This window comes from Curtobacterium subtropicum, assembly GCF_030362975.1.
GTDB classification, from domain to species: domain Bacteria; phylum Actinomycetota; class Actinomycetes; order Actinomycetales; family Microbacteriaceae; genus Curtobacterium; species Curtobacterium subtropicum.
This window is the reverse complement of the sequence record NZ_JAUCMM010000001.1, coordinates 244,394-265,854: the sequence shown is the minus strand read 5'-3', so window position 1 is coordinate 265,854 and position 21,461 is coordinate 244,394. Positions and strand designations below refer to the sequence as shown.

Annotated in this window: 18 protein-coding genes; 15 read left to right on the top strand and 3 right to left on the bottom strand. The window is 73.0% G+C overall.

The window, feature by feature from the left end; genetic code table 11:
• The first annotated feature begins 51 nt into the window (after positions 1–51).
• The 5 genes from gatC (at position 52) to QUG98_RS01205 (ending at position 5,404) form a co-directional block, all read left to right on the top strand.
• Positions 52–351, top strand: coding sequence for an Asp-tRNA(Asn)/Glu-tRNA(Gln) amidotransferase subunit GatC (gene gatC, locus QUG98_RS01225; protein ID WP_058728900.1), 300 nt, complete (start codon positions 52–54; stop codon positions 349–351).
• Positions 348–1,895 (top strand): Asp-tRNA(Asn)/Glu-tRNA(Gln) amidotransferase subunit GatA, encoded by a 1,548-nt coding sequence (gene gatA / locus QUG98_RS01220; RefSeq protein WP_289468828.1) that lies wholly within the window; start codon positions 348–350, stop codon positions 1,893–1,895. Before gatC ends, gatA begins: the two co-directional genes overlap by 4 nt.
• Positions 1,895–3,400: an Asp-tRNA(Asn)/Glu-tRNA(Gln) amidotransferase subunit GatB gene (gene gatB, locus QUG98_RS01215; RefSeq protein WP_289468827.1), complete on the top strand. Its 1,506-nt coding sequence runs from the start codon at positions 1,895–1,897 to the stop codon at positions 3,398–3,400. The genes gatA and gatB overlap by 1 nt, the downstream gene beginning before the upstream one ends.
• A gap of 175 nt (positions 3,401–3,575) precedes the next feature.
• Positions 3,576–4,661, top strand: a complete 1,086-nt coding sequence (locus QUG98_RS01210) for a type III polyketide synthase (protein ID WP_289468826.1) — start codon at positions 3,576–3,578, stop codon at positions 4,659–4,661.
• A complete protein-coding gene (locus QUG98_RS01205; RefSeq protein WP_289468825.1) occupies positions 4,658–5,404 on the top strand; it encodes a methyltransferase domain-containing protein in 747 nt (248 codons plus the stop codon). The genes QUG98_RS01210 and QUG98_RS01205 overlap by 4 nt, the downstream gene beginning before the upstream one ends.
• Before the next feature lie 64 nt (positions 5,405–5,468).
• Here QUG98_RS01205 and QUG98_RS01200 read toward each other — a convergent pair whose 3' ends face one another.
• Positions 5,469–6,521: a zinc-dependent alcohol dehydrogenase family protein gene (locus QUG98_RS01200; protein WP_289468824.1), complete on the bottom strand. Its 1,053-nt coding sequence runs from the start codon at positions 6,519–6,521 to the stop codon at positions 5,469–5,471.
• 97 nt (positions 6,522–6,618) lie between these two features.
• On the opposite strand from QUG98_RS01200, the gene QUG98_RS01195 reads away from it, so the two are divergent.
• The 9 genes from QUG98_RS01195 to QUG98_RS01155 all read left to right on the top strand — a co-directional run bounded on the left by QUG98_RS01195 (position 6,619) and on the right by QUG98_RS01155 (position 17,327).
• Positions 6,619–7,551 (top strand): DUF3097 domain-containing protein, encoded by a 933-nt coding sequence (locus QUG98_RS01195; protein ID WP_289468823.1) that lies wholly within the window; start codon positions 6,619–6,621, stop codon positions 7,549–7,551.
• Between the two features lie 830 nt (positions 7,552–8,381).
• A complete protein-coding gene (locus QUG98_RS01190) occupies positions 8,382–9,035 on the top strand; it encodes a spermidine/putrescine ABC transporter substrate-binding protein (RefSeq protein ID WP_289468822.1) in 654 nt (217 codons plus the stop codon).
• Positions 9,036–9,096: 61 nt separating this feature from the next.
• Positions 9,097–9,498, top strand: a complete 402-nt coding sequence (locus QUG98_RS01185) for a DUF3054 domain-containing protein (RefSeq protein ID WP_289468821.1) — start codon at positions 9,097–9,099, stop codon at positions 9,496–9,498.
• 186 nt (positions 9,499–9,684) lie between these two features.
• Positions 9,685–11,259 carry an inositol monophosphatase family protein gene (locus QUG98_RS01180; protein ID WP_289468820.1) on the top strand — a complete coding sequence of 525 codons (1,575 nt, stop codon included), beginning with the start codon at positions 9,685–9,687 and terminating at the stop codon, positions 11,257–11,259.
• A 152-nt stretch (positions 11,260–11,411) separates the two neighbouring features.
• Positions 11,412–12,287 carry a hypothetical protein gene (locus QUG98_RS01175; protein WP_289468819.1) on the top strand — a complete coding sequence of 292 codons (876 nt, stop codon included), beginning with the start codon at positions 11,412–11,414 and terminating at the stop codon, positions 12,285–12,287.
• Between the two features lie 59 nt (positions 12,288–12,346).
• Positions 12,347–13,423: an ATP-binding cassette domain-containing protein gene (locus QUG98_RS01170; RefSeq protein ID WP_289468818.1), complete on the top strand. Its 1,077-nt coding sequence runs from the start codon at positions 12,347–12,349 to the stop codon at positions 13,421–13,423.
• Positions 13,420–14,265, top strand: coding sequence for an ABC transporter permease (locus tag QUG98_RS01165; protein WP_434533404.1), 846 nt, complete (start codon positions 13,420–13,422; stop codon positions 14,263–14,265). The genes QUG98_RS01170 and QUG98_RS01165 overlap by 4 nt, the downstream gene beginning before the upstream one ends.
• Before the next feature lie 66 nt (positions 14,266–14,331).
• Positions 14,332–16,317 carry an APC family permease gene (locus QUG98_RS01160; RefSeq protein ID WP_434533403.1) on the top strand — a complete coding sequence of 662 codons (1,986 nt, stop codon included), beginning with the start codon at positions 14,332–14,334 and terminating at the stop codon, positions 16,315–16,317.
• Entirely contained in the window at positions 16,314–17,327 is a 1,014-nt protein-coding gene (locus QUG98_RS01155) for an EamA family transporter (protein ID WP_289468817.1), read from the top strand. The genes QUG98_RS01160 and QUG98_RS01155 overlap by 4 nt, the downstream gene beginning before the upstream one ends.
• Before the next feature lie 103 nt (positions 17,328–17,430).
• On the opposite strand, the gene QUG98_RS01150 is transcribed toward QUG98_RS01155, so the two are convergent.
• Positions 17,431–19,113 carry a long-chain-fatty-acid--CoA ligase gene (locus QUG98_RS01150; RefSeq protein ID WP_289468816.1) on the bottom strand — a complete coding sequence of 561 codons (1,683 nt, stop codon included), beginning with the start codon at positions 19,111–19,113 and terminating at the stop codon, positions 17,431–17,433.
• A gap of 124 nt (positions 19,114–19,237) precedes the next feature.
• On the opposite strand from QUG98_RS01150, the gene QUG98_RS01145 reads away from it, so the two are divergent.
• Complete coding sequence (locus QUG98_RS01145) at positions 19,238–20,167, top strand: oxygenase MpaB family protein (RefSeq protein WP_289468815.1); 930 nt, start codon at positions 19,238–19,240, stop codon at positions 20,165–20,167.
• Between the two features lie 250 nt (positions 20,168–20,417).
• Here QUG98_RS01145 and QUG98_RS01140 read toward each other — a convergent pair whose 3' ends face one another.
• Positions 20,418–21,401, bottom strand: coding sequence for an aldo/keto reductase (locus QUG98_RS01140; RefSeq protein ID WP_289468814.1), 984 nt, complete (start codon positions 21,399–21,401; stop codon positions 20,418–20,420).
• Positions 21,402–21,461: the final 60 nt, after the last annotated feature.

The following is a 21,461-nucleotide window of genomic DNA, read 5'->3' as shown; positions in this document are numbered from 1 at the left end:
GACGCGGCCAATAGACTGGTGCGCATTCCACGAACCGATCGACGGAGCACCATGCCTGACATCACGAGCGAGCAGGTCGCCCACCTGGCGAACCTCGCACGTATCGCACTCACGCCCGACGAGATCGAGAAGCTGACCGGGGAGCTGTCGCACATCGTCGAGAGCGTCGCCAAGGTCGCCGAGGTCGCGACCGACGACGTCCCGGCGACGAGCCACCCGGTGCCGCTCGGCAACGTCACCCGACCCGACGTGGTGGGGCAGACGCTGACCCAGGAGCAGGCGCTCTCCGGTGCGCCCGACTCCGACGGCGAACGGTTCCGCGTGACGGCCATCCTGGGAGAAGAGCAGTGACCGACGACCTGACCCGCCTCAGCGCGGCCGCCCTCGCCGACGCCCTCGTCGCGCGTGACGTCTCGAGCGTCGAGGCCACCCAGGCCCACCTCGACCGGATCGCAGCGGTCGACGGCGACGTGCACGCGTTCCTGCACGTCAACGAGAACGCCCTGGCGGCGGCGAAGTCGATCGACTCGCGCCGTGCCGCGGGCGACGACCTCGGCGCGCTCGCCGGCGTCCCGATCGCGATCAAGGACGTCCTGTGCACGCAGGACATGCCGACGACCTCGGGGTCGAAGATCCTCGAGGGCTGGCGACCGCCCTACGACGCCACCCCGGTCGCCAGGCTCCGCGCCGCCGGCCTGGTGCCGCTCGGCAAGACCAACATGGACGAGTTCGCGATGGGCTCGACAACCGAGTTCTCGGCCTACGGTCCGACCCGCAACCCGTGGGACCTCGACCGGATCCCCGGCGGGTCCGGCGGTGGTTCGGCTGCCGCGGTCGCCGCGCACGAGGCACCCTTCGCCCTCGGGTCCGACACCGGTGGCTCGATCCGCCAGCCCGGTGCGGTCACCGGCACGGTCGGCGTGAAGCCGACCTACGGCGGGGTCAGCCGGTACGGCGCGATCGCGCTCGCGTCGTCGCTCGACCAGATCGGCCCCGTGTCCCGTACCGTCCTCGACGCCGCGCTCCTGCACGACGTCATCGGCGGACACGACCCGAAGGACTCGACCTCGATCCCGGACGCCTGGCCGTCGATGGCCGCCGCCGCGCGCGAGGGCCTGCAGGCCGACACGCTCCGCGGGCTGAAGGTCGGCATCGTCAAGGAGCTCGCGGGGGGCGAGGGCTTCCAGGCCGGCGTCACGCAGCGCTTCCAGGAGACGGTGGCGATCCTCGAGCAGGCGGGGGCCGAGGTCGTCGAGATCGACGCACCGTCGTTCGCCTACGCCATCAGCGCGTACTACCTGATCCTGCCGGCAGAGGCCTCGTCGAACCTCGCGAAGTTCGACTCGGTGCGCTTCGGCCTGCGCGTCACGCCCGAGGGCGGCGCCACGGTCGAGGACGTCATGGCCGCCACGCGCGAGGCCGGGTTCGGCCCCGAGGTGAAGCGCCGCATCATCCTCGGCACGTACGCGCTCAGCGCCGGGTACTACGACGCGTACTACGGCTCCGCGCAGAAGGTCCGCACGTTGGTGCAGCGCGACTTCGCGGCCGCGTTCGACCAGGTCGACCTGCTCATCAGCCCGTCGGCGCCGACGACGGCGTTCCCGCTCGGGGAGCGCCTCGACGACCCGCTGTCGATGTACCTCAACGACCTCACGACGATCCCGGCGAACCTCGCCGGTGTCCCCGGCATGAGCATCCCGAACGGCCTCGCGCCCGAGGACTCCCTGCCCACCGGCGTGCAGCTCATGGCCCCGCAGCGCGAGGACGCCCGTCTGTACCGGTACGGCGCCGCGCTCGAGCGCCTGCTCGAGCAGCAGTGGGGTCGCCCGCTCATCGACAGCATCCCGGACCTCGACCAGTCTCAGCAGTCCGCTGCGCAGGAAGGTGTGATCTGATGGCGCAGAAGGACGCGCTGATGGACTTCGACGAGGCGCTCGAGCGCTTCGAGCCGGTGCTCGGCTTCGAGGTCCACGTCGAGCTCGCGACGAAGACCAAGATGTTCTCGGACGCCCCGAACTTCTTCGGTGGCGAGCCCAACACGAACGTGACCCCGGTCGACCTCGGCCTGCCCGGGTCGCTGCCGGTCGTGAACGAGCAGGCCGTGCGCTACTCGATCCAGCTCGGGCTCGCGCTCGGCTGCTCGATCGCCGAGTCCTCGCGGTTCGCCCGGAAGAACTACTACTACCCGGACAACCCGAAGAACTACCAGATCTCGCAGTACGACGAGCCGATCGCGTTCGAGGGCGAGGTCGAGGTCGAACTGGCCGACGGGACGATCTTCCGGGTGCCGATCGAGCGCGCCCACATGGAGGAGGACGCCGGCAAGCTGACGCACGTCGGCGGTGCCACCGGGCGCATCCAGGGCGCGGAGTACTCGCTCGTCGACTACAACCGCGCCGGAGTCCCGCTGGTCGAGATCGTCACGAAGCCGATCTTCGGCGCGAAGGACCGCGCTCCGGAGCTCGGGGCCGCGTACGTGCAGGTCATCCGTGACCTCGTCCGCGCGCTGGGCGTCTCCGAAGCCCGGATGGAGCGCGGCAACCTGCGCTGCGACGCGAACATCTCGCTGCGTCCCTGGGGGCAGGAGGAGCTCGGCACCCGGACCGAGACGAAGAACGTCAACTCGTTCCGCGCGGTCGAGCGCGCCATCCGCTACGAGATCCAGCGGCAGGCCGCGATCCTCGCCGCGGGCGGCACGATCACGCAGGAGACACGCCACTGGCACGAGGACACCGGCCGCACCTCGGCCGGACGTCCGAAGTCGGACGCGGACGACTACCGCTACTTCCCGGAGCCCGACCTGCTGCCGGTCGTGCCGGACCCGGCCGTGGTCGAGGAGCTCCGGGCGTCCCTGCCCGAGGCGCCCGTCGCCCGTCGCCGTCGTCTGAAGGGCGAGTGGGGCTTCAGCGACCTCGAGTTCCAGGACGTCGTCAACGGCGGACTGCTCGACGAGGTCGAGGCGACCGTGGCCGCGGGTGCGTCGCCACAGGCCGCCCGCAAGTGGTGGACCGGTGAGATCAGCCGCGTCGCGAACGCGCAGGACACCACCCCCGGTGACCTCGTCTCGCCGCAGCACGTCGCCGAGACGATCGCGCTCGTCGAGTCCGGTGACCTGACCGACCGCCTGGCGCGCCAGGTGCTCGAGGGCGTCATCGCGGGCGAGGGCTCGCCGACGCAGGTCGTCGAGGCCCGTGGGCTGAAGGTCGTGTCGGACGACTCCGCGCTCACCGCCGCGGTCGACCAGGCACTCGCGGCCCAGCCGGACGTCCTCGCGAAGATCCGTGACGGCAAGGTCCAGGCCGCCGGCGCGATCATCGGTGCGGTCATGAAGGCCATGCAGGGCCAGGCCGACGCCGCGCGCGTCCGCGAGCTGGTGCTGGAGCGCGCGCAGCAGTCGTAGCGCGACCACGACGACGGACGGGCGCGCCCCGCTCGGCCGCGATGCGGAGCGTTGCGCGGGGCGCGCCGACCGGGCCTGCGAGAGGGGGTGGCGGGGCCGCCACGTGCCTCCCGTCCGTCGTCCGGCCGGTGCGCGATCCTGGGGACGCGTCAGCAACCCGGTGACAGGATGAGGAGTGACCGCAACGATCCGCGCCATCGGGACCGCCGTCCCCGACACCACCCTCGACCAGGGTGCGGTGCGTGACCTGTTCGCCGGACAGCCGGACCTCGGTCGGTTGGGCGCGCGGATCGTCCCGGCAGCCTTCGACGCATCCGCCGTCGAGCACCGGCACACCGTCATCGAGGAGCTCGACGCCGCGCGGCCCGGCGGACTGTTCCGTCAGGACGCCGGCGCGCTCGTGTCGCCGTCCACCGGCACCCGCAACGACCGCTACCGCGACCTCGCCCCGGCGCTCTTCGTCGCGGCCGCTCGGGATGCCGTCGAGCGTGCCGCGATCGCACCGGAGCGCATCAGCCACCTGGTCACGGTCTCGTGCACGGGGTTCACGCAGCCCGGGCCCGACATCGACGTCGTCGACCAGCTCGGGCTGCCGGCGGGGGTCTTCCGCCACCACATCGGCTTCATGGGGTGCTGCGCGGCGTTCCCGGCACTCCGGATCGCGGCGGCCTTCGCCGAGGCGGACCCCGACGCCGTCGTGCTGGTCGTCTGCGCCGAGCTCTGCACGCTCCACGTCCGCGCGTCGGACGACCCGGACCAGATCGTCGCGAACAGCGTCTTCGGGGACGGTGCCGCCGCGGCGGTCGTGACCTCGGGCGGACCGGGCCTGCGGATCGAGCGCTTCGCCACCGCGACGGTGCCCGAGGGGGCGTCGGAGATGGCCTGGAACATCGGCGACGAGGGCTTCGAGATGGTGCTCTCGACCGCGGTCCCGAAGCTCGTGGGTGTGCACGTGCCCGCTGCCGTCACCGCGTTGCTCGGTGAGGGCGAGACGTTCGCCGACCTGCCCGTGTGGGCGGTGCACCCCGGCGGACGGGCGATCCTCGACCGCGCCCAGGACGCCCTCGCGCTGCCCGACGGCGCCGTCGCCTCCAGTCGCGCCGTGCTCCGGGACCACGGCAACATGTCGAGCGCGACGGTGCTGTTCGTGCTCCGGGACGCGGTCGAGCAGGGGCTCGCGCCGGGCTCCCCGGTCGCGGCCGTCGCCTTCGGACCCGGGCTGACGGTCGAGAGCGCGAGGCTCACGGCGGTCGAGGCGTGAACGACCGCACCTGGTCCGTGCGCGGCGCGGACGACCGCCGCGAGCCCGGACTCCGCGCCGTCGACCTGCGGCAGCGGGACACCGAGTTGCAGGAGCTGATGGACGACCCGGGGTGCGATCCGCGCGTGCTCGATCGGACCTTCCGACGGTTCGCCGTGGTGAACGCACTGGTCAGCGGATGGCGGGCGGTGTGGCGCACGCACGTCGTCCCGGCGCTCCCGCCGAGCGGTCGCGCCCGCGTGCTCGACCTCGGGTGCGGCGGTGGGGACCTCGCGCGTTCGCTCGTCCGGTGGGCGGGGAGTGACGGCTTCTCGCTCGAGGTCGTCGGGGTCGACCCCGACGAGCGCGCGATCACCGCGGCTCGCCGGTCGACCTCCCGGGGGGTGACCTTCCGCCAGGCGTCGAGCGCGGACCTCGTCGCGGCGGGGGAGCGGTTCGACGTCGTCGTCTCGAACCACGTGCTGCACCACCTGGACGACGACGCCAGGGCCGGGTTCCTCGCCGACTCCGAGCGGCTGGCCACCGGGCGGAGCCTGCACTCCGACATCCGGCGGTCCCGGCAGGCGTACCGGGCGTACGCGCTGGCGTCGCCGCTGGTGTCCGCCGGCACGTTCGTCCGGGTGGACGGGCTCCGCTCGATCCGCCGGTCGTTCACGGTGCCCGAGCTGCAGGAGGCGCTGCCGACGGGATGGACCGCCGAACGGGCGGCACCGCACCGGGTGCTCGCGGTGCGGGACGCCTGACGGGATTCGTCGGGTCCGGGTGGGCAGCGTGTGCCGCCGACCCGGACCCGGCGCCGTTGCGGCGCTACGGGCGCAGCAGCACCTTGATCGCGCGCCGCTCGTCCATCGCCGCGTACGCCTCGGCCGCCTGGTCGAGGGGCAGCTCGAGGTCGAACACCCTGCCGGGCTCGATCGTCCGCGACAGCACGTCGGGGAGCAGCTCCTCGATGTACGCGCGTGCCGGGGCCATGCCGCCGCCCACGGTGATGTTCTTCGCGAACAGGAACGGCATCGGCAGCTCCGGGTCCCCCGCGGGGACACCGACGTAGCCGACGTTGCCGCCGGGGCGGACGACCCGCAGCGCCTGGTCCATGCTCTCAGCGGTGCCGACGGCCTCGAGGGCGCAGTCGGCGAGCTCCCCGCCGAGCAGCTCGCGCACGGCGGCGATGCCCTCGTCACCGCGGGTCTCGACGATGTCGGTCGCGCCGAACTCCCGCGCCAGCGCCTGACGGTCGGCGTGCCGGCTCATCGCGATGATGCGCTCGGCGCCCAGACGCGACGCTGCGAGCACCGCGGACAGCCCGACCGCGCCGTCCCCGACGACCACGACGGTCTTGCCGGGGCCGACCTCGGCCGACACCGCAGCGTGGTGCCCGGTCGAGAACACGTCGGACAGCGTGAGGAGCGACGGCACGAGGTCGTCGTCCACCGGGCCGGGGACCTTCACGAGGGTCGCCGCGGCGTCGGGCACGCGCACGTACTCGGACTGTGCACCACCGATGGGGTGGCCGTACGCGTCGGTCGTGCCGCCGAAGATCGAGCTGTGCTCGCAGCCGCTCGTCATGCCGTGGGCGCACGCCTGGCAGGTGCCGTCGTTGGTGGTGAACGGCGCGATGACGAAGTCGCCCGCGGCGAGGTCGGTGACCTCCGCGCCGACGGACTCGACGACGCCGACGAACTCGTGCCCGATGGTGTGTGCCTGCTCGGTCCCGCGGACGCCGCGGTAGGGCCAGAGGTCGGACCCGCAGACGCAGGAGGCCGTCACCTTGACGACGGCGTCGGTGGGCTCGATGAGGACGGGGGTGTCGCGCTCCTCGACGCGGATGTCGCGAGGGGCGTGGATGACGGTTGCGCGCACGGTGTGGCCTTCCGATCGTGGGGGTGGACGCGGCGCGTACCGTGACGCGCCAGGGTGCCGGCGCCGTTGCGGGACCCGTCGACACTACGCTTCCCGGGTGGACGACGACCGCTACGGCAGTGACGTGCTCTCGGGCGACTGGCGCTCGAAGGGCGTCAGGAAGGTGCGGCAGGTGCCGCTCGAACGCGACATGGTGCTCGAGGACCCGGACTCCGGCTGGGCGGGCGCCGTCGTCGGGCTCGAGGCGGGCAACGTCACCCTGGAGGACTGGAAGGGTCGAACCCGCGCCTTCCCCTTCACCGGGCAGTTCCTGCTCGAGGGCGAGCTCGTCACCCTCGGTCGTCCGCAGGCTCCGGTGGGCCGGTCCGCAGCGGCGGCACCGCCCACGCGGTCCGTGGGGACGGCCGGGAGGCCCGGTGCGGCTCCGGCGGTCCGGCACGCCTCCGACGGTGGTCGCCTCCGCACCGCGTCCGGCTCGTTCGCCGTCGAGCAGCAACGGGCACGCGTGGCGCTGCCCTCCCGGATCATGGTCGAGGGCAAGCACGACGCGGAACTCGTGGAGAAGGTCTGGGGAGCGGACCTGCGCGTCGAGGGTGTGGTCGTCGAGGAGCTCTCCGGTGTCGACAACCTGGCGGACGTCCTCGAGGAGTTCCGCCCGACCAGGGACCGCCGCGTCGGGGTCCTGGTCGACCACCTCGTGCCGGGGTCGAAGGAGTCCCGCTTCGCCGACGCCGTGATGCGCGGGAAGTGGGGCGCGCACGTGCTCGTCGTCGGGCACCCGTTCGTGGACGTCTGGCAGTCGGTGAAGCCGTCGCGGCTCGGGCTGCAGGCGTGGCCGACGATCCCGCGGTCGATCGAGTGGAAGAAGGGCATCTGCCAGCACCTCGGGTGGCCCGCCGAGGAGCAGGCCGACATCGCCCGCGCCTGGCAGCGGATCCTCGGGCAGGTCCGGACCTTCGCCGACCTGGAGCCGCAGCTGCTCGGGCGCGTCGAGGAGCTCATCGACTTCGTGACCGAGCCGAAGGCCTGACGTCCGGCTGCCCCGCCGACGGTCGCGGCCCGCTCGCGGTGTGCGGCGGGTGGATGCCGGGCGTGCGCCGGTGAGCGGGCGGAAGTTGCGCCTCCGGTTCGGGTCGCACCTCCGTTTCCGCCCGCTCGCGGGCGTTGGCGGGTGGATGCCGGACGTGCGCCGGTGGGCGGGCCGAAGCTGTGCCTCCAGTCCGGGTGGCGTTCCCGGTTCCGCCCGCTCGCGGTGTGCGGCGGGTGGATGCCGGGCGTGGTCGGGTGAGCGGGCGGAAGCTGCGCCTCCGGTCCGGGGCCCGCCCCCGTTTCCGCCCGCTCGTGGGGTGCGGCGGGTGGATGCCGGGCGTGCGCCGGGCGTGCCCCGGTGAGCGGGCGGAAGTCGCGCCTCCGGTCCGGGTGGCGTTCCCGGTTCCGCCCGCTCGCGGCCGTTGGCGAGTGCGTTCCGGGCGTGCGCCGGTGAGCGGGCGGAAGTCGCGCCTCCAGTCCGGGTCGCATCCCCGTTTCCGCCCGCTCGCGGGGCGTTGGCGAGTGCGTTCCGGGCGTGCGTCGCTGAGCGGGCGGAAGTCGCGCCTCCGGTTCGGGTCGCATCCCCGTTTCCGCCCGCTCGCGGGGCGTTGGCGAGTGCGTTCCGGGCGTGGGCGGGTGGGCGGGCGGAAGCTGCGCCTCCGGTCCGGGTCGCACCTCCGTTTCCGCCCGCTCGCGGTGTGCGGTGGGTGGATGCCGGGCGTGCGGAGCTGGGCGGGCGGAACCGGCGCCTCCGGCGCGAGGTTCGCTTGCGTTTCCGCCCGCCCGGGCGTGCTCCGGGAGGATGCGCGCCGCGCGGCCTACTGTTGAGGGATGGACGGCATCGACGGTCGCGTGCGGGGCGCGGTCGACGTGTGGTTGCGGTGGCTGCCGCGGTGGCAGATCGGGACCGCCCGGCCTCGGACGCGGATCTGCCGGAAGTGCACCGGGTCGCCGATCGCCTCCGCTGCGGGGTTCGGTCCGGACGTACCGCACGCGGTCCAGCACGCGCTGATCGGTCGGATCTCGACCATCGTGGAGGACGCCGTCGACGAGTACACCGCGAAGAACCTCCCGCTGCTCCAGCGCGAGCTCGAACGGGCCGCCGCCCGGAAGCGGCACGCGGGCTACCAGCCGACCGAGGGCCTCTCGCCGGAGTTCCAGGGCCTCGACGTGGACCCGGAGCCGTCGCCGGGGGAGCCGTTCCTCTTCACCCTCGACGAGATGACCGGCACGGGCGCGGGCGAGCAGACCCCGCGCGAGCCGCTCTCCGACGAGGCGAAGGCGGCACTGCGGCACGAGATCGCCCTGTCCGACGAGTGTGCGCGGGCGACCGGGACGGCGGTGTGCCTGGCCCTCGTCGAGCACCGTCCGCGCATCGCCGAGGCCGTCGAGCGGCTGGTGGAACCGCAGATCGCGGCGCTGGTGTCCGACATGTTCCGCGGGTTCGACGGACCGGGGGAACCCGGTCGCGCCGGGCTCTTCTGACGGCGGTCCCATGCGTGTCGGCGTGTCACCCGTGGGGGCGCGACCGCGCGAGAATGGGTGGGTGACTCGTACCCGGGGCTGGATCGCAGCCGTCGTCGACATCGTCCTCATCGTCGTGTTCGCGCTCGTCGGGCGGTCCTCGCACGCCGAGGCCACGTCGTTCGCCGGCACCTGGACCACGGCCTACCCGTTCCTGGCCGGGTGGCTCGTCGGCTGGCTGGTCGTCCTCGGGTGGCGTCGCCCCCTGCGCGTGTGGCCGACGGGCGTGGTCGTCTGGGTGGCCACGGTCGCGATCGGGATGCTGCTCCGGGTGCTGACCGGGCAGGGCGACGTCGCGGGCGACCCGCTGCCGCTGTCGTTCGTCATCGTGGCGACGATCGTCCTGGCGGTCTTCCTGCCGGGGTGGCGTCTCGTCGCCGGGCTCGTCCTCCGTGTCGGTCGCCGGGGTCGCGGGCGCGCCTGACCGGACGTGCGCCCGGCGACGGCACGGGCCCGAACGACCGGCCGCCGCGAGGCACCCGCGCCGCCGCACGAGCGCACGGGCGACACACACGTACCGCAGCACGAGCGCACCGCCGCACGAGCGCACCGCCGCTCCCGTTCATCCGCCGGTCACCCACCCGCCACCCGCTGCGGGGAACATGCCGGGATGACGACCCTCGACCACGCCACCGTCGGCCCCGACCACGACGTCCGTGCAGCGAGGACCCTCCCGCGACTCGTGGCCCGTCGTGGCGCGCCCCGGGTCCGGCGCGAGGACACCCTGCCCTCCATCGCCGTCGCCGAGGCCCTCGGTGCCGACGTCGTCGAGGTCGACGTCCGCCGGACCGCCGACGGCGTCGCGGTCCTGCTGCACGACGAGACCCTCGGCCGGCTCTGGGGCGACCCGCGCCGCGTCGCCGAGGTCTCGTGGTGCGAGGTCGCCCGGCTCGGCAACGGGCTCGACCGCATCCCGCGCCTCGACGCCGTGCTCGAACGGCTCGACGGCTGCCGGGCCGCCGTGCTGCTCCACGTCGTCGACCCCGCGGACGCCCTCGTCGCGACCCGCACCGTCGCCGCGTCGGCCTGGGACACCGCGGTGGCGTGGACGGGGACGTCACCGGCGCTCGCCGCGGTCCGGGCAGCGCTGCCGACCACCGACGTGTGGCTGCCGTGGGAGTCGCTCGACGTCCCCACGGCCGCGGACGTGAGCGGCCTCCGCCCGTCGACGCTGGTGCTCGACGACGTGTTCCTGACACCGGACACGGTCGCGGCGGCGCACGACCTCGGTCTCGCGGTGGCGGTGCGGACCGTCGACGAGCCGGAACCGGTCCGCTGGGCGGCGCGCACGGGTGCGGACCTCGTGGCCACGGAGGACGTCGCCTCCGTCCGCGCCGTGCTGGCCGGAGGGGAGCGGGACGGCTGGGCGCTGTCCGAGCGCGGACCGACCGAGGACGAGGTGGGCACGCGCGCCCAGGCGCTCGCTCACCGCATCGCGCACGAGGTCATCGCGTTCACCCGCGAGCACCCGATCGGGCAGGTCGCGACGAAGCACGGCGACGGCGACCCCGTCACCGACGTCGACCGTGCGGTCGAGCGACTCGTCCGGTCCCGCGTCCGCGCGGCCTTCCCCACGCACGGGTTCACGGGCGAGGAGTACGGCACGGCGCCCGGCGACCGACACCACTGGTGGCTCGACCCGGTCGACGGGACGACGAACCTGGTCAACGGGGTGCCCTGGACGGCGATGTCGCTCTGCCTGACCCGCGCCGGGCAGCCCCTCGTCGGGGTCGTGGCCGACCCGTGGCGGGGCGAGGTGCTCGAAGCGCGGCGCGGTCGCGGTGCGGTGCTCCGTGACACACCGCTCCGGCTCGACGACGCGCCGCGGCCGCTCGCCGGGGCCGTCGTGGGGGCCGAGTTCGGCGGCCTCGGCGCGTGGGACGGACTCGGGAGGCTCGTGGTCGCGCTGGCAGAGCGCTCCTGCGCCGTGCGCGTGATGGGTTCCAGCACGCTGACGCTCGCGCAGGTCGCCGCCGGTCGCGGGGTGGGCGGGTGCGTGCCGTCGTTCGACCCCGTGGACCACGGCGCGGCGGTGTTGCTGGTGCACGAGGCCGGGGGAGTGGTGCTCACGCTCGACGGACCCGTCGACGGCTTCCCCCGGGCCGGGGAGCCAGTCCTCGTCGCGCACCCGGGCGCGGCCGACGAGCTCTTCACGATCTGGTCCTCGGCGCTCGGCGCTCGCTGACCGCTGGCGCTGCCGTGCGGCGCTGACACCGTGCACGGACACCGCTCTCGGCTGGTTCTGTGCGGTCGTACAGTCAGCGGTCGTCGGCGCTGCCTAGTGTGGCTCCGACGGACCCTCCCGACCGGGGCGGACCGCACCGAAGGAGCAACGACATGGGATTCCTCGACCGACTGCTCGGCCGTCCCGACCGTGACCGCGACCAGCAGGGCGGGTGGGGTCAGCCGCAGCCGCCGCAGCCGCCGCAGCAGCCGGCCCAGCAGGGCTACCGGTACGGGCAGCAGTCGTACCAGGTGCCGCCGGTCCAGCAGGACGGCGGTCAACAGTACGGCGGTCAACAGTACGGGGCGCAGCCAGGTCAGCAGTTCGGCGGTCAGCAGTACGGCACCCCGCAGTGGGGTCCGGGCCAGCCCGGTGGCCAGCAGCCGGGCGGTCAGCAGGCGGCCTCGACCGAGGACGAGCGCGCCGTCGAGCGCTACCGCTACCTGCTCCGCACGGCACCGCCGGAGCGCATCGAGGAGGTCCACGCCGAGGCCTTCGCGACCCTGACGCCCGAGCAGCGCCGGATGGTCTACGAGGAGTTCACCCGCAGCGCGCCCGACGGCGAGGCTCCCCGTGGGGACGACCCGCGGTCCCTGGCCCAGGCGGCGACCCGCTCCGAGATCCGCCAGCCCGGCTTCATGGAGCGCTCGCTCGGCGGGATGAACGGCGGCGCCGGGGCGATGGGGCAGCGCGGCGGTCCCTCGTTCGGCCGGATGATCGGCGCGTCGATCCTCGGCACGGTCGCCGGGTACGTCATCGGTTCGGCGATCATGAGTGCATTCCTGCCCGACGCCGGATCGTTCGACGGCGGTACCGATGCTGCGGGGGACGGCGGTTCGGAGGACACTGGTGCCGACTCCGGTGACGGCGGGGCGTCCGATGCGGGCGCGTCCGACGGCGGCGGGTACGAGAACGCGGGCTGGGACGACGGCGGCGGTGACTTCGGCGGCGGCGGCTTCGGCGACTTCGGCGGTGACTTCGACGTCTGAGTGACGTCGTCGCTCCCGCCGACCCCACACCACACCGACGTGGCCGACGAGGGAGCGACATGGCCATCATCGAGGCCTCCGGGCTGACCAAGACCTACCGATCGCGCTCGGGCCCGGTGCACGCGCTGGCCGGGCTCGACCTGTCCGTCCCCGAGGGCACCGTCACGGCGCTGCTCGGGCCGAACGGCGCCGGCAAGACCACCACCGTCAAGGTGCTCACGACGCTCGTCACCCCGGACGCCGGGCGGGCGACGATCGACGGCGTCGACGTGGTCGCCGACCCGCAGGCGACCCGGCGCTCCATCGGGGTGTCCGGGCAGTACGCCGCGGTCGACGAGAACCTGACCGGGGCCGAGAACCTCGAGATGATCGGTCGGCTGTACCACCTCGGCCGGCGGGCGGCGCGGCAGCGTGCACGCGAGCTCATCGAGGTGTTCGACCTGTCCGAGGCCGGGGACCGCCCGGTGAAGGGCTTCTCGGGCGGGATGCGCCGCCGGATCGACCTGGCCGGCGCACTCGTCACGAACCCGCGGGTGCTGTTCCTCGACGAGCCGACCACCGGCCTCGACCCCCGGAGCCGTCTCGCGCTGTGGGGGCTCATCGAGGGCCTGGTCGGCGACGGCGCCACCGTGCTGCTCACGACCCAGTACCTGGAAGAGGCCGACCAGCTCGCCGACGACATCGCCGTGATCGACGACGGCCGGGTGATCGCCGAGGGCACCGCCGACCAGCTCAAGGCACAGGTGGGCGGGCACCGGGTCGTCGTCACCCTGGTCGACGGGGACGACCGGGAGGCCGTGGTCACCGCCCTGCGCCGGTACGGCGTCGGGGACGTGGAGACCTCCGCCGACGGGCGGACCTCCGGCATCGCGGTCGACGCGGGACCGCAGGCGCTCCAGCGGGTGCTCGCCGACCTGGGGGAGGCGGGGATCCGGCTGCACGACGCCGGCATGCGCCGGCCGACGCTCGACGACGTCTTCCTGCGCCTCACCGGGCACGCTGCCACGGCTGCCGACGAGAGCGCGCCGGACGGCGGCGGCGGGGCGGGCGCGGGCAGGGCCTCCAGGTCGGGTCGTGGTGACCCCGTACCGGCGGCCGGCGACGCGACCGACAGCGCTCCGGAGCGTGTCCGGTGACCGCCGTGGGCACGCCCCGGCAGCAGTTGCCGGTCGTCGTGACGTCGCCCGTCGCGATCTGGTTCGAGGACGGCTGGACCGTCACGAAGCGGAACCTGACGAAGATCAAGCGGTCGCCGGACATGCTCGTGTTCGCGGTGCTGCAGCCGATCATGTTCGTGCTGCTCTTCAGTCAGGTCTACGGGGGCGCCATCCAGGTGCGGGGGACCGACTACACGCAGTTCCTGATGGCGGGGATCTTCGCGCAGACGGTCGTCTTCGGGGCGACGTTCTCGGGGTCCGCGATGGCCCAGGACCTGAAGGAGGGCCTGATCGACCGCTTCCGGACCCTGCCGATGTCGGCGTCGGCGGTGCTGGTCGGGCGGACGAACTCGGACCTCGTGCTCAACGCGATCTCGATGGTGATCATGATGCTCACCGGGCTCGCGGTCGGGTGGCGGGTCGGGTCCGCACCACACGAGTTCCTCGCCGGGGTCGGGCTCCTGCTGCTGTTCAGCTACGCGTTCAGCTGGGTGATGGCGCTGCTCGGGATGAGCGTCCGGACGCCGGAGGTCATCAACAACGCCTCCTTCATGGTGCTGTTCCCGCTGACCTTCATCTCGAACGCGTTCGTGCCGAGCGAGACCATGCCGCTGGTGCTGCGCGTGTTCGCGGAGTGGAACCCGGTGTCCTCGCTCGTGCAGGCCGCGCGGGAGCTGTTCGGCAACGCCGGCAGCGCGCCCGTGCCCGACGTGTGGACGATGCAGCACCCGGTCGCGACCGTGCTCGTCGGCATCGCGGTGATGCTCGTCGTGTTCGTGCCGCTGGCGGTGCGGAAGTACACACGGATCAGTGCGGGCTGAGCCGCTTCCCACAGACCGGGCCGCGGCGTCCCCGAGCGTCGCCGGGACCGCTTACCATCGACTCTCGTGACCGCGACCGAAGCCGAGCGTGCCGCCCAGGGCGGCGCCAGTGGGCGACCCTCCGACCGCAGCGTGCGACTGCGCCGCTGGATGCTGCACGGAGCCGATCAGGGTGCCTCGCACCAGGGCCCCCACCAGGTCGAGGTCGAGAAGACCCACTCGTGGTGGCGCGTGATGTGCCTGACCGGCGTCGACTACTTCTCGACGCTCGGCTACCAGCCCGCCATCGCGGCGCTCGCCGCGGGGCTGCTGTCACCGATCGCGACGATCGTGCTCGTGCTCGTGACCCTGTTCGGCGCCCTGCCCGTCTACCGTCGGGTCGCGCAGGACAGCTTCAAGGGTGCCGGCTCGATCATGATGCTCGAGAAGCTCCTGCCCTGGTGGGCCGGCAAGCTCTTCGTGCTCGTGCTGCTCGGGTTCGCCGTGACCGACTTCATGATCACGATGACGCTCTCGGCGGCCGACGCCACCGCGCACATCGCCGAGAACCCGTTCACGCCGCACTGGTTCACCGAGATCCCGGTGCCCCTGACGCTCGCGCTGCTCCTGCTGCTCGGCATCGTGTTCCTCCGCGGCTTCAAGGAGGCCATCGGCATCGCGGTCGGGCTCGTCGCCGTCTACCTGACGCTCAACGCCGTCGTCGTGGCGGTCGCGCTCTGGCACGTGTTCGAACGTCCCGTCGTGGTCGACGACTGGTGGACCGGCCTCACCACCCAGCACAGCAACCCCCTCGTGATGATCGGCATCGCACTCGTGGTGTTCCCGAAGCTCGCGCTCGGCCTGTCCGGCTTCGAGACGGGCGTCGCAGTGATGCCGCAGGTCCGCGGGGACGCCGCCGACGACACCAGCGCACGCCCCGAGGGCCGCATCCGCGGGACCCGTCGTCTGCTCACCACGGCGGCGATCATCATGAGCTCGTTCCTCATCACCTCGTCGATCGCGACGACGTTCCTCATCCCGCAGCGTGAGTTCCAGCCCGGCGGGCAGGCGAACGGCCGAGCCCTGGCGTTCCTGGCGCACGAGTACCTCGGCAACGTCTTCGGCTCGGTGTACGACTTCTCGACGGTCGCGATCCTGTGGTTCGCGGGTGCGAGTGCGATGGCGGGCCTCCTCAACCTGGTGCCCCGGTTCCTGCCCCGCTACGGGATGGCGCCGCAGTGGGCCCGTGCCACGCGGCCGCTCGTGATCATCTTCACGCTCATCGCCTTCGCCATCACGATCCTGTTCGAGGCGAACGTCGACGCGCAGGGCGGGGCGTACGCCACGGGTGTCCTCGTGCTCATCACGAGCGCCGCCCTCGCCGTGACGCTGTCCGCGCGTCGGAAGCAGCAGCGGAAGCGGGTGGTGGCCTTCGGGGTCATCACCGTCGTGTTCGTCTACACGACCGTCGCGAACGTCATCGAGCGGCCGGACGGCGTCCGGATCGCCGCGGTGTTCATCGTCGCGATCGTGGTCGTCTCGCTGGTCTCCCGCGTGCGGCGGTCGTTCGAGCTCCGCGCGTCGTCGATCGAGCTGGACGCCGTCGCCCGGCAGTTCATCGAGGCCGACGCCGACCAGTTCAGCTCGGTCTGCATCATCGCGAACGAGCCCGGCGCCGGCACGGCCGAGGCGTACCGGTCCAAGGGGCGTGAGGAACGCCGTGACTCCGGCATCCCCGCTCGGGTGCCGACGATGTTCCTCGAGGTGCTGCCCGCCGACTCCTCCGACTTCGAGGAGGACCTGGTCGTCGAGGGGCACGTCGTGCAGGGGCACCGCGTGCTGCGCGTCCGGTCGGGCAACGTGCCGAACACCATCGCGTCGACGCTGCTCGCCGTGCGGGACATCGCCGGCGTCGTGCCGAGCATCTACTTCGAGTGGAACGAGGGCAGTCCGATCCAGAACGCCCTGCGGTTCGTCTTCACCGGTGTCGGCGACGTCGCCCCGGTGACGCGTGAGGTCCTTCGAGAGGCCGAGCCGGACGTGCACCGGCGGCCGACCGTCCACGTGTCGTGACGCGCGGGGCGGTCGAGGACCGCGCCTCCTCGCCGGTCGGTGGGGCGGTGGCGGTCCTCGTCGCCGCCGCCGTGTGGGGGACGACGGGGACCGCAACGCACTTCGCGCCCGGGGTGCCGGCGTTCGTGTTCGGTGCGGTGACGTTCGGTCTCGGCGGGCTCGTGCTCGCCGCGACGAGTGGACGCGCCGCCGTGCGAGCCGTCGTCGGTCCCGGTGCCCGGCGGTGGGTGCTGCTCGGAGCGGTCTCGCTCGTCGTGTACGCGGTCGCGTTCTACGCGGCGCTCGCGGACGCGGGGGTCGCGCTCGGCACGACGGTGGCCATCGGGTCGTCGCCGGTGTTCGCCGGGCTCGTGGAGTGGGTGGCGGACGGGAGGCGCGTCACGGGTCGATGGGTCGTCGCGACGCTGGTCAGCGTGGTCGGCATGGTGGTCGTCACGCTCGCGCGGTCCGAGGCACCGGGCAGCGGGTCGCTGCCGCTCGGTCTGGGGGCGGCCCTCCTGGCCGGGCTCACGTACGCGACGTACTCCTGGGCGGTCGCGCGGGGCATGCACGCGGCGTCCCGGCCCGTGCCGGAGCCGGTGTCGACGCCGCTGTCGGTTCCGCTGACGGTGCCGCTGTCGGGTTCCGTGTCCGGCACCACGAGCGGAGCAGCAGCCGGGCGCGGTGTGGTCGGTGCCGTGTTCGGGCTGGCAGCGCTCCCACTCGTCGTGCTCGCGCTGGTCGCCGGCAGGGACGCCCTGACCGTCGGGGCGAACTGGCCCGTGTTCGTCTGGCTCGCGCTGGTGCCGACGGTGCTCGGACACTCGCTCTACGCTGTCGGACTGCGGCGGGTGAGCGCCTCGGTCGCGACGCTGCTGTCGTTGTTCGAGCCCGTGGTCGCCGCGGTGCTCGCCGTGCTCGTGGTCGGGGAACACCTCGGCGCTGCAGGGTGGTCCGGCATCGCGCTCGTCGTCGTCGGCCTCGGGCTGCTCGCGCTCCCGCGACGGGGCCGCGGCCCTGGCCGGTCGTGAGACGGCGCCGCGGCCCTGATCCGTCGTGAGCCGGCGCCGCGACGCTGCTCGGTCGTGAGCTGGTACTGCGGCCCTGCTCCGTCGTGAGCCGCTGCCGCGGTCGCTACTTCGCCGTGATCTGGTCCCGCACCTTGCGCCGGAGCACCTTGCCGATCATCGAGCGCGGCAGGTCCTCGACCACGACGATGCGCCGCGGCACCTTGTAGGCGGCGAGCTGGTCCCGCGACCACGCGCGGAGGGCCTCGGCGTCGAAGGTCCCCGGGTCCTTCGGCACGACCGCGGCGACGACCTGCTCGTTGCCGCCCTGCGTGATGCCGACGACGGCGACCTCGCGGACGCTGGGGTGCTTGAGCAGGGCGTCCTCGACCTCGGACGGTGAGACGTTGAAGCCGCCGGTGATGATGAGTTCCTTGAGCCGGTCGACGATGCTGACGAAGCCGTCGGCGTCGATCGAGACGACGTCACCGGTACGGAACCAACCGTCGGGCGTGAACACCTCGTCGGTGGCCTCGGCCTTGCCCCAGTAGCCGCGGAACACCTGCGGGCCCTTGACCTGCAGTTCGCCGGCTTCGCCCGTGCCGAGCACCTTGGTCTGGTCGTCCGGGTCGACCACGCGGGCCTCGGTGGACGACAGCGGCAGGCCGATCGCGCCGAGGCGTCGCTCCGGTGAGACCGGGTTGGCCATGAGCACGGGGGAGCACTCGGACAGGCCGTAGCCCTCGACCAGGTAGCCGCCGGTCCGGGCCTCCCACGGCTCGACGACGTCCTGCGACAGCGGCATCGCGCCGGAGATGCCGATCTCGATGCCCTGCAGGGACACCTTCGCGGAGTCCGCCGCGTGCTGCAGTCGGGTGTAGATCGGCGGCACGGCCGGCAGGAACGTCGGCGGGTGCTTCTTCATCGCCTTGAGGACGAGTGCCGGGTCGAAGGCCGGGAAGAGCACGAGCCGCGAGGCCATGCTCATCGCGAAGGTCAGGCACAGCGTCAGGCCGTAGGCATGGAACATCGGCAGCACCGCGTAGACGGTGTTGTCCCCACGGCGGATCGTCGGTACCCACGCGCGGGCCTGCGCAGCGTTGGCGAGCAGGTTCCGGTGGCTGAGCACGGCGCCCTTCGGCACCCCGGTCGTGCCGGACGTGTACTGGATGAGCGCGACGTCGCTGGTGGTCGGGCGCGGATGGCGCTTCGACAGCTTCCGAGTGGAGACCAGGTCGTCCCACTTCGTCGTGCCGCGGACGCTCGTGGTCAGCTTCGCGCGGGACTCCCGTGCCTTCGCGACCGGCAGCGCCAGGGCGAGGCGGGTCGCCCGGGGCATCGCGCGGGTCAGGTCGACGGACACGATCGCGTCGAGGCGCAGGTCCGCGGGGAAATCCTGCAGGGTGGCGACCGACTTGTCCCAGGCGATCGCGACCTTCGCGCCGTGGTCCTCGAACTGGTGGCGGAGCTCACGCGCCGTGTAGAGCGGATTGTGCTCGACGACGATCGCGCCGAGCCGGAGCACCGCGTAGAAGGCGACGACGTGCTGCGGGCAGTTCGGCAGCACGATCGCCACGCGGTCACCGGCGCCGACGCCGAGCTTCCGCAGACCGTTCGCGGCGCGGAGGATCTGCTCCTGCAGGTCGGCGTACGACGTCGTCCTGCCGAAGAACTCGAGCGCCACCTTCCCCGGGAAGCGGTCCGCGGACTGCTCCACGATGTCGGAGAGCGAGCCCGTGGGCTCGTCGATGTCGTGCGGGACCCCCGGGGCGTACGAGGCAAGCCAGGGACGAGGCGTGTCGATGCTCACTCGGCCAACCTACCGGCGGAGCCGTGCTCGTTGTCAGGGCCGACTGTCAGGGCCGATCGTCAGGGCCCACCGTCAGGGCCCACTGTCAGGGCCCACTGTCAGGGGCACGACGGACGATGGGTGCATGGCTTCCGTGTCCGACGCGTTCCGCTCCCGCCTCAACGACACCTTCACCAACGGCGCGACCGAGCGTCCCGCCTGGATCGACGAGCTCGAACAGGGTTCCGACGCGGGCTTCTTCGGTCCGGGCTCCGCGACCTGGGCCGTGCACGGCGGCAACCACACCGTGCTGGCCGGCGTCCGGGCGCTGCTCGTGCAGGCACTCCACCCCGGAGCACTCGCCGGTGTCGCCGACCACTCCCGCTACCGCGAGGACCCGTTCGGTCGCCTCGCCGGCACGATCCGGTGGATCTACACGGTGTCGCACGGTGACACGCAGCAGGCCACGCACGCCAGCCGGTGGGTCCGCAAGCTGCACGAGCGCGTCGTGGGCGAGTACGTCGACGGGCACGGCGTGACGAAGCCGTACGCCGCGAACGACCCCGACCTGGCGCGGTGGGTGCACCTCGCGTTCACCGACGCCTTCCTGCGGAGCGCCCAGGTCTGGGGCAAGCCGATCCCCGGCGGAGCCGACGCCTACGTCCGCGAGTGGGCGATCGCGGGACGTCTCATGGGGGTCGACGACGCTCCGGAGTCGGACGCCGAGCTCCGCGCGCAGATGAACGGGTACCTCGACCGCGGGGAGCTCAAGGCCGACGCCCGGACCCACGACGTGGTCCGGTTCATCAAGGATCCGCCGCTCGCCAGGCTCCTCCGACCGGGCTACCGTGCGCTCTTCGACGGGGCGGTCGCGTCGCTCGACCCGCGGCACCGGTCGATGCTCGGGCTGCGGACACCGGGGGTCGGTCCGGTGCAGCTGCCGGTCCGCCAGGTCGCGGGGGTCGTGCTCGACGGGATCGGTGCGGTGCTCGGGACGACCCCGGGCACCGAGCGCGCGGCCCTCGTGCGGATCGCCCGGTTGGAGCAGGAGTCGCGGCAGGACGCCACCGCCTGACCGGATCCCGGCCGCGGTGCTCGACCGGAGGGGCGGTCGACCGGTGGGCGGACCGTCTGCGGTGGACGACCGAGGTGCGGGACCTGCGCGACGTGCGCGACGTGCGCGGCGTGCGGGACGTGCGCGACGTGCTCGACGTGCGCGGCGTGCGGGACGTGCGCGACGTGCGCCCGTGTCCGTGATGTGCCCAGGACGGACGGGAGGCGCGGTGCCAGCCGGCACCGCGCCTCCCGTCCGTCGCCCGGTCGCGTCAGAAACCGGACGGCACCCGGGGCGTGTAGGCGGACTCGAGTCGCGACACCTCGTCGTCGGTGAGCTCCATCGCGGCCGCGGCGACCGCGTCGTCGATGTGGTGCTCCTTCGTCGCGCCGATGATCGGCGCGGTGACCGCGGGCTTGCCTGCCACCCATGCCAGGGCGACCTGGGCCATGCTCGCGCCGCGGCCCTCGGCGACCTGCTGGACCGCGTCGACGATCGCGCGGTTCGCGTCCTCGTCCTGGCGGTAGAGCGTCTTGCCGAACTCGTCGGTGTCCGAGCGGCTGCCCGAGCCCTGCGCGTCCCAGGGGCGGGTGACCTTGCCGCGGGCGAGCGGGCTCCACGGGATCACGCCGACGCCGGTCGCCTGCGCGAACGGGTGCATCTCGCGCTCCTCCTCGCGTTCGAGGAGGTTGTACTGGTCCTGCATGCTGACGAACGGCGTCCAGCCGTGCAGCGCGGCGACGTGCTGCATCTGCGCGAACTGCCACGTCCACATGCTGCTCGCGCCGATGTACCGGGCCTTGCCGGCCTTGACGACGTCGTGCAGGGCCTCCATGGTCTCCTCGATCGGCGTGTGCGGGTCGAACCGGTGGATCTGGTACAGGTCGACGTAGTCCGTGCCGAGCCGGGTGAGTGACGCGTCGATCTCGTGCATGATCGCGGCGCGCGAGAGCCCCGCGCCGTTGGGTCCGGGCCGCATGCGGTTGAAGACCTTCGTGAAGACCTGGACCTCCTCGCGCGGGGCGATCTCCTTGAGGAGCTGGCCGGTGATCTCCTCGCTCGAGCCCGCGGAGTAGACGTTGGCGGTGTCGAACGCGGTGATGCCAGCCTCGTAGGCGCGGCGGACGAACGGGCGGGCGTCGTCGATGTCGACGCTCCACGGGTGGGCGCCCTGGTCCGGCTTGCCGTAGGACATCATGCCGAGGACGATCCGGCTGATCTCGAGGCCGGTGTGCCCGAGGCGGGTGGTGCCCACCGCGGGCGCGGCCGTGGCGTCACTGTCGGCGTCGGCATGGGCCGAGCGGGCGTTCTCTGC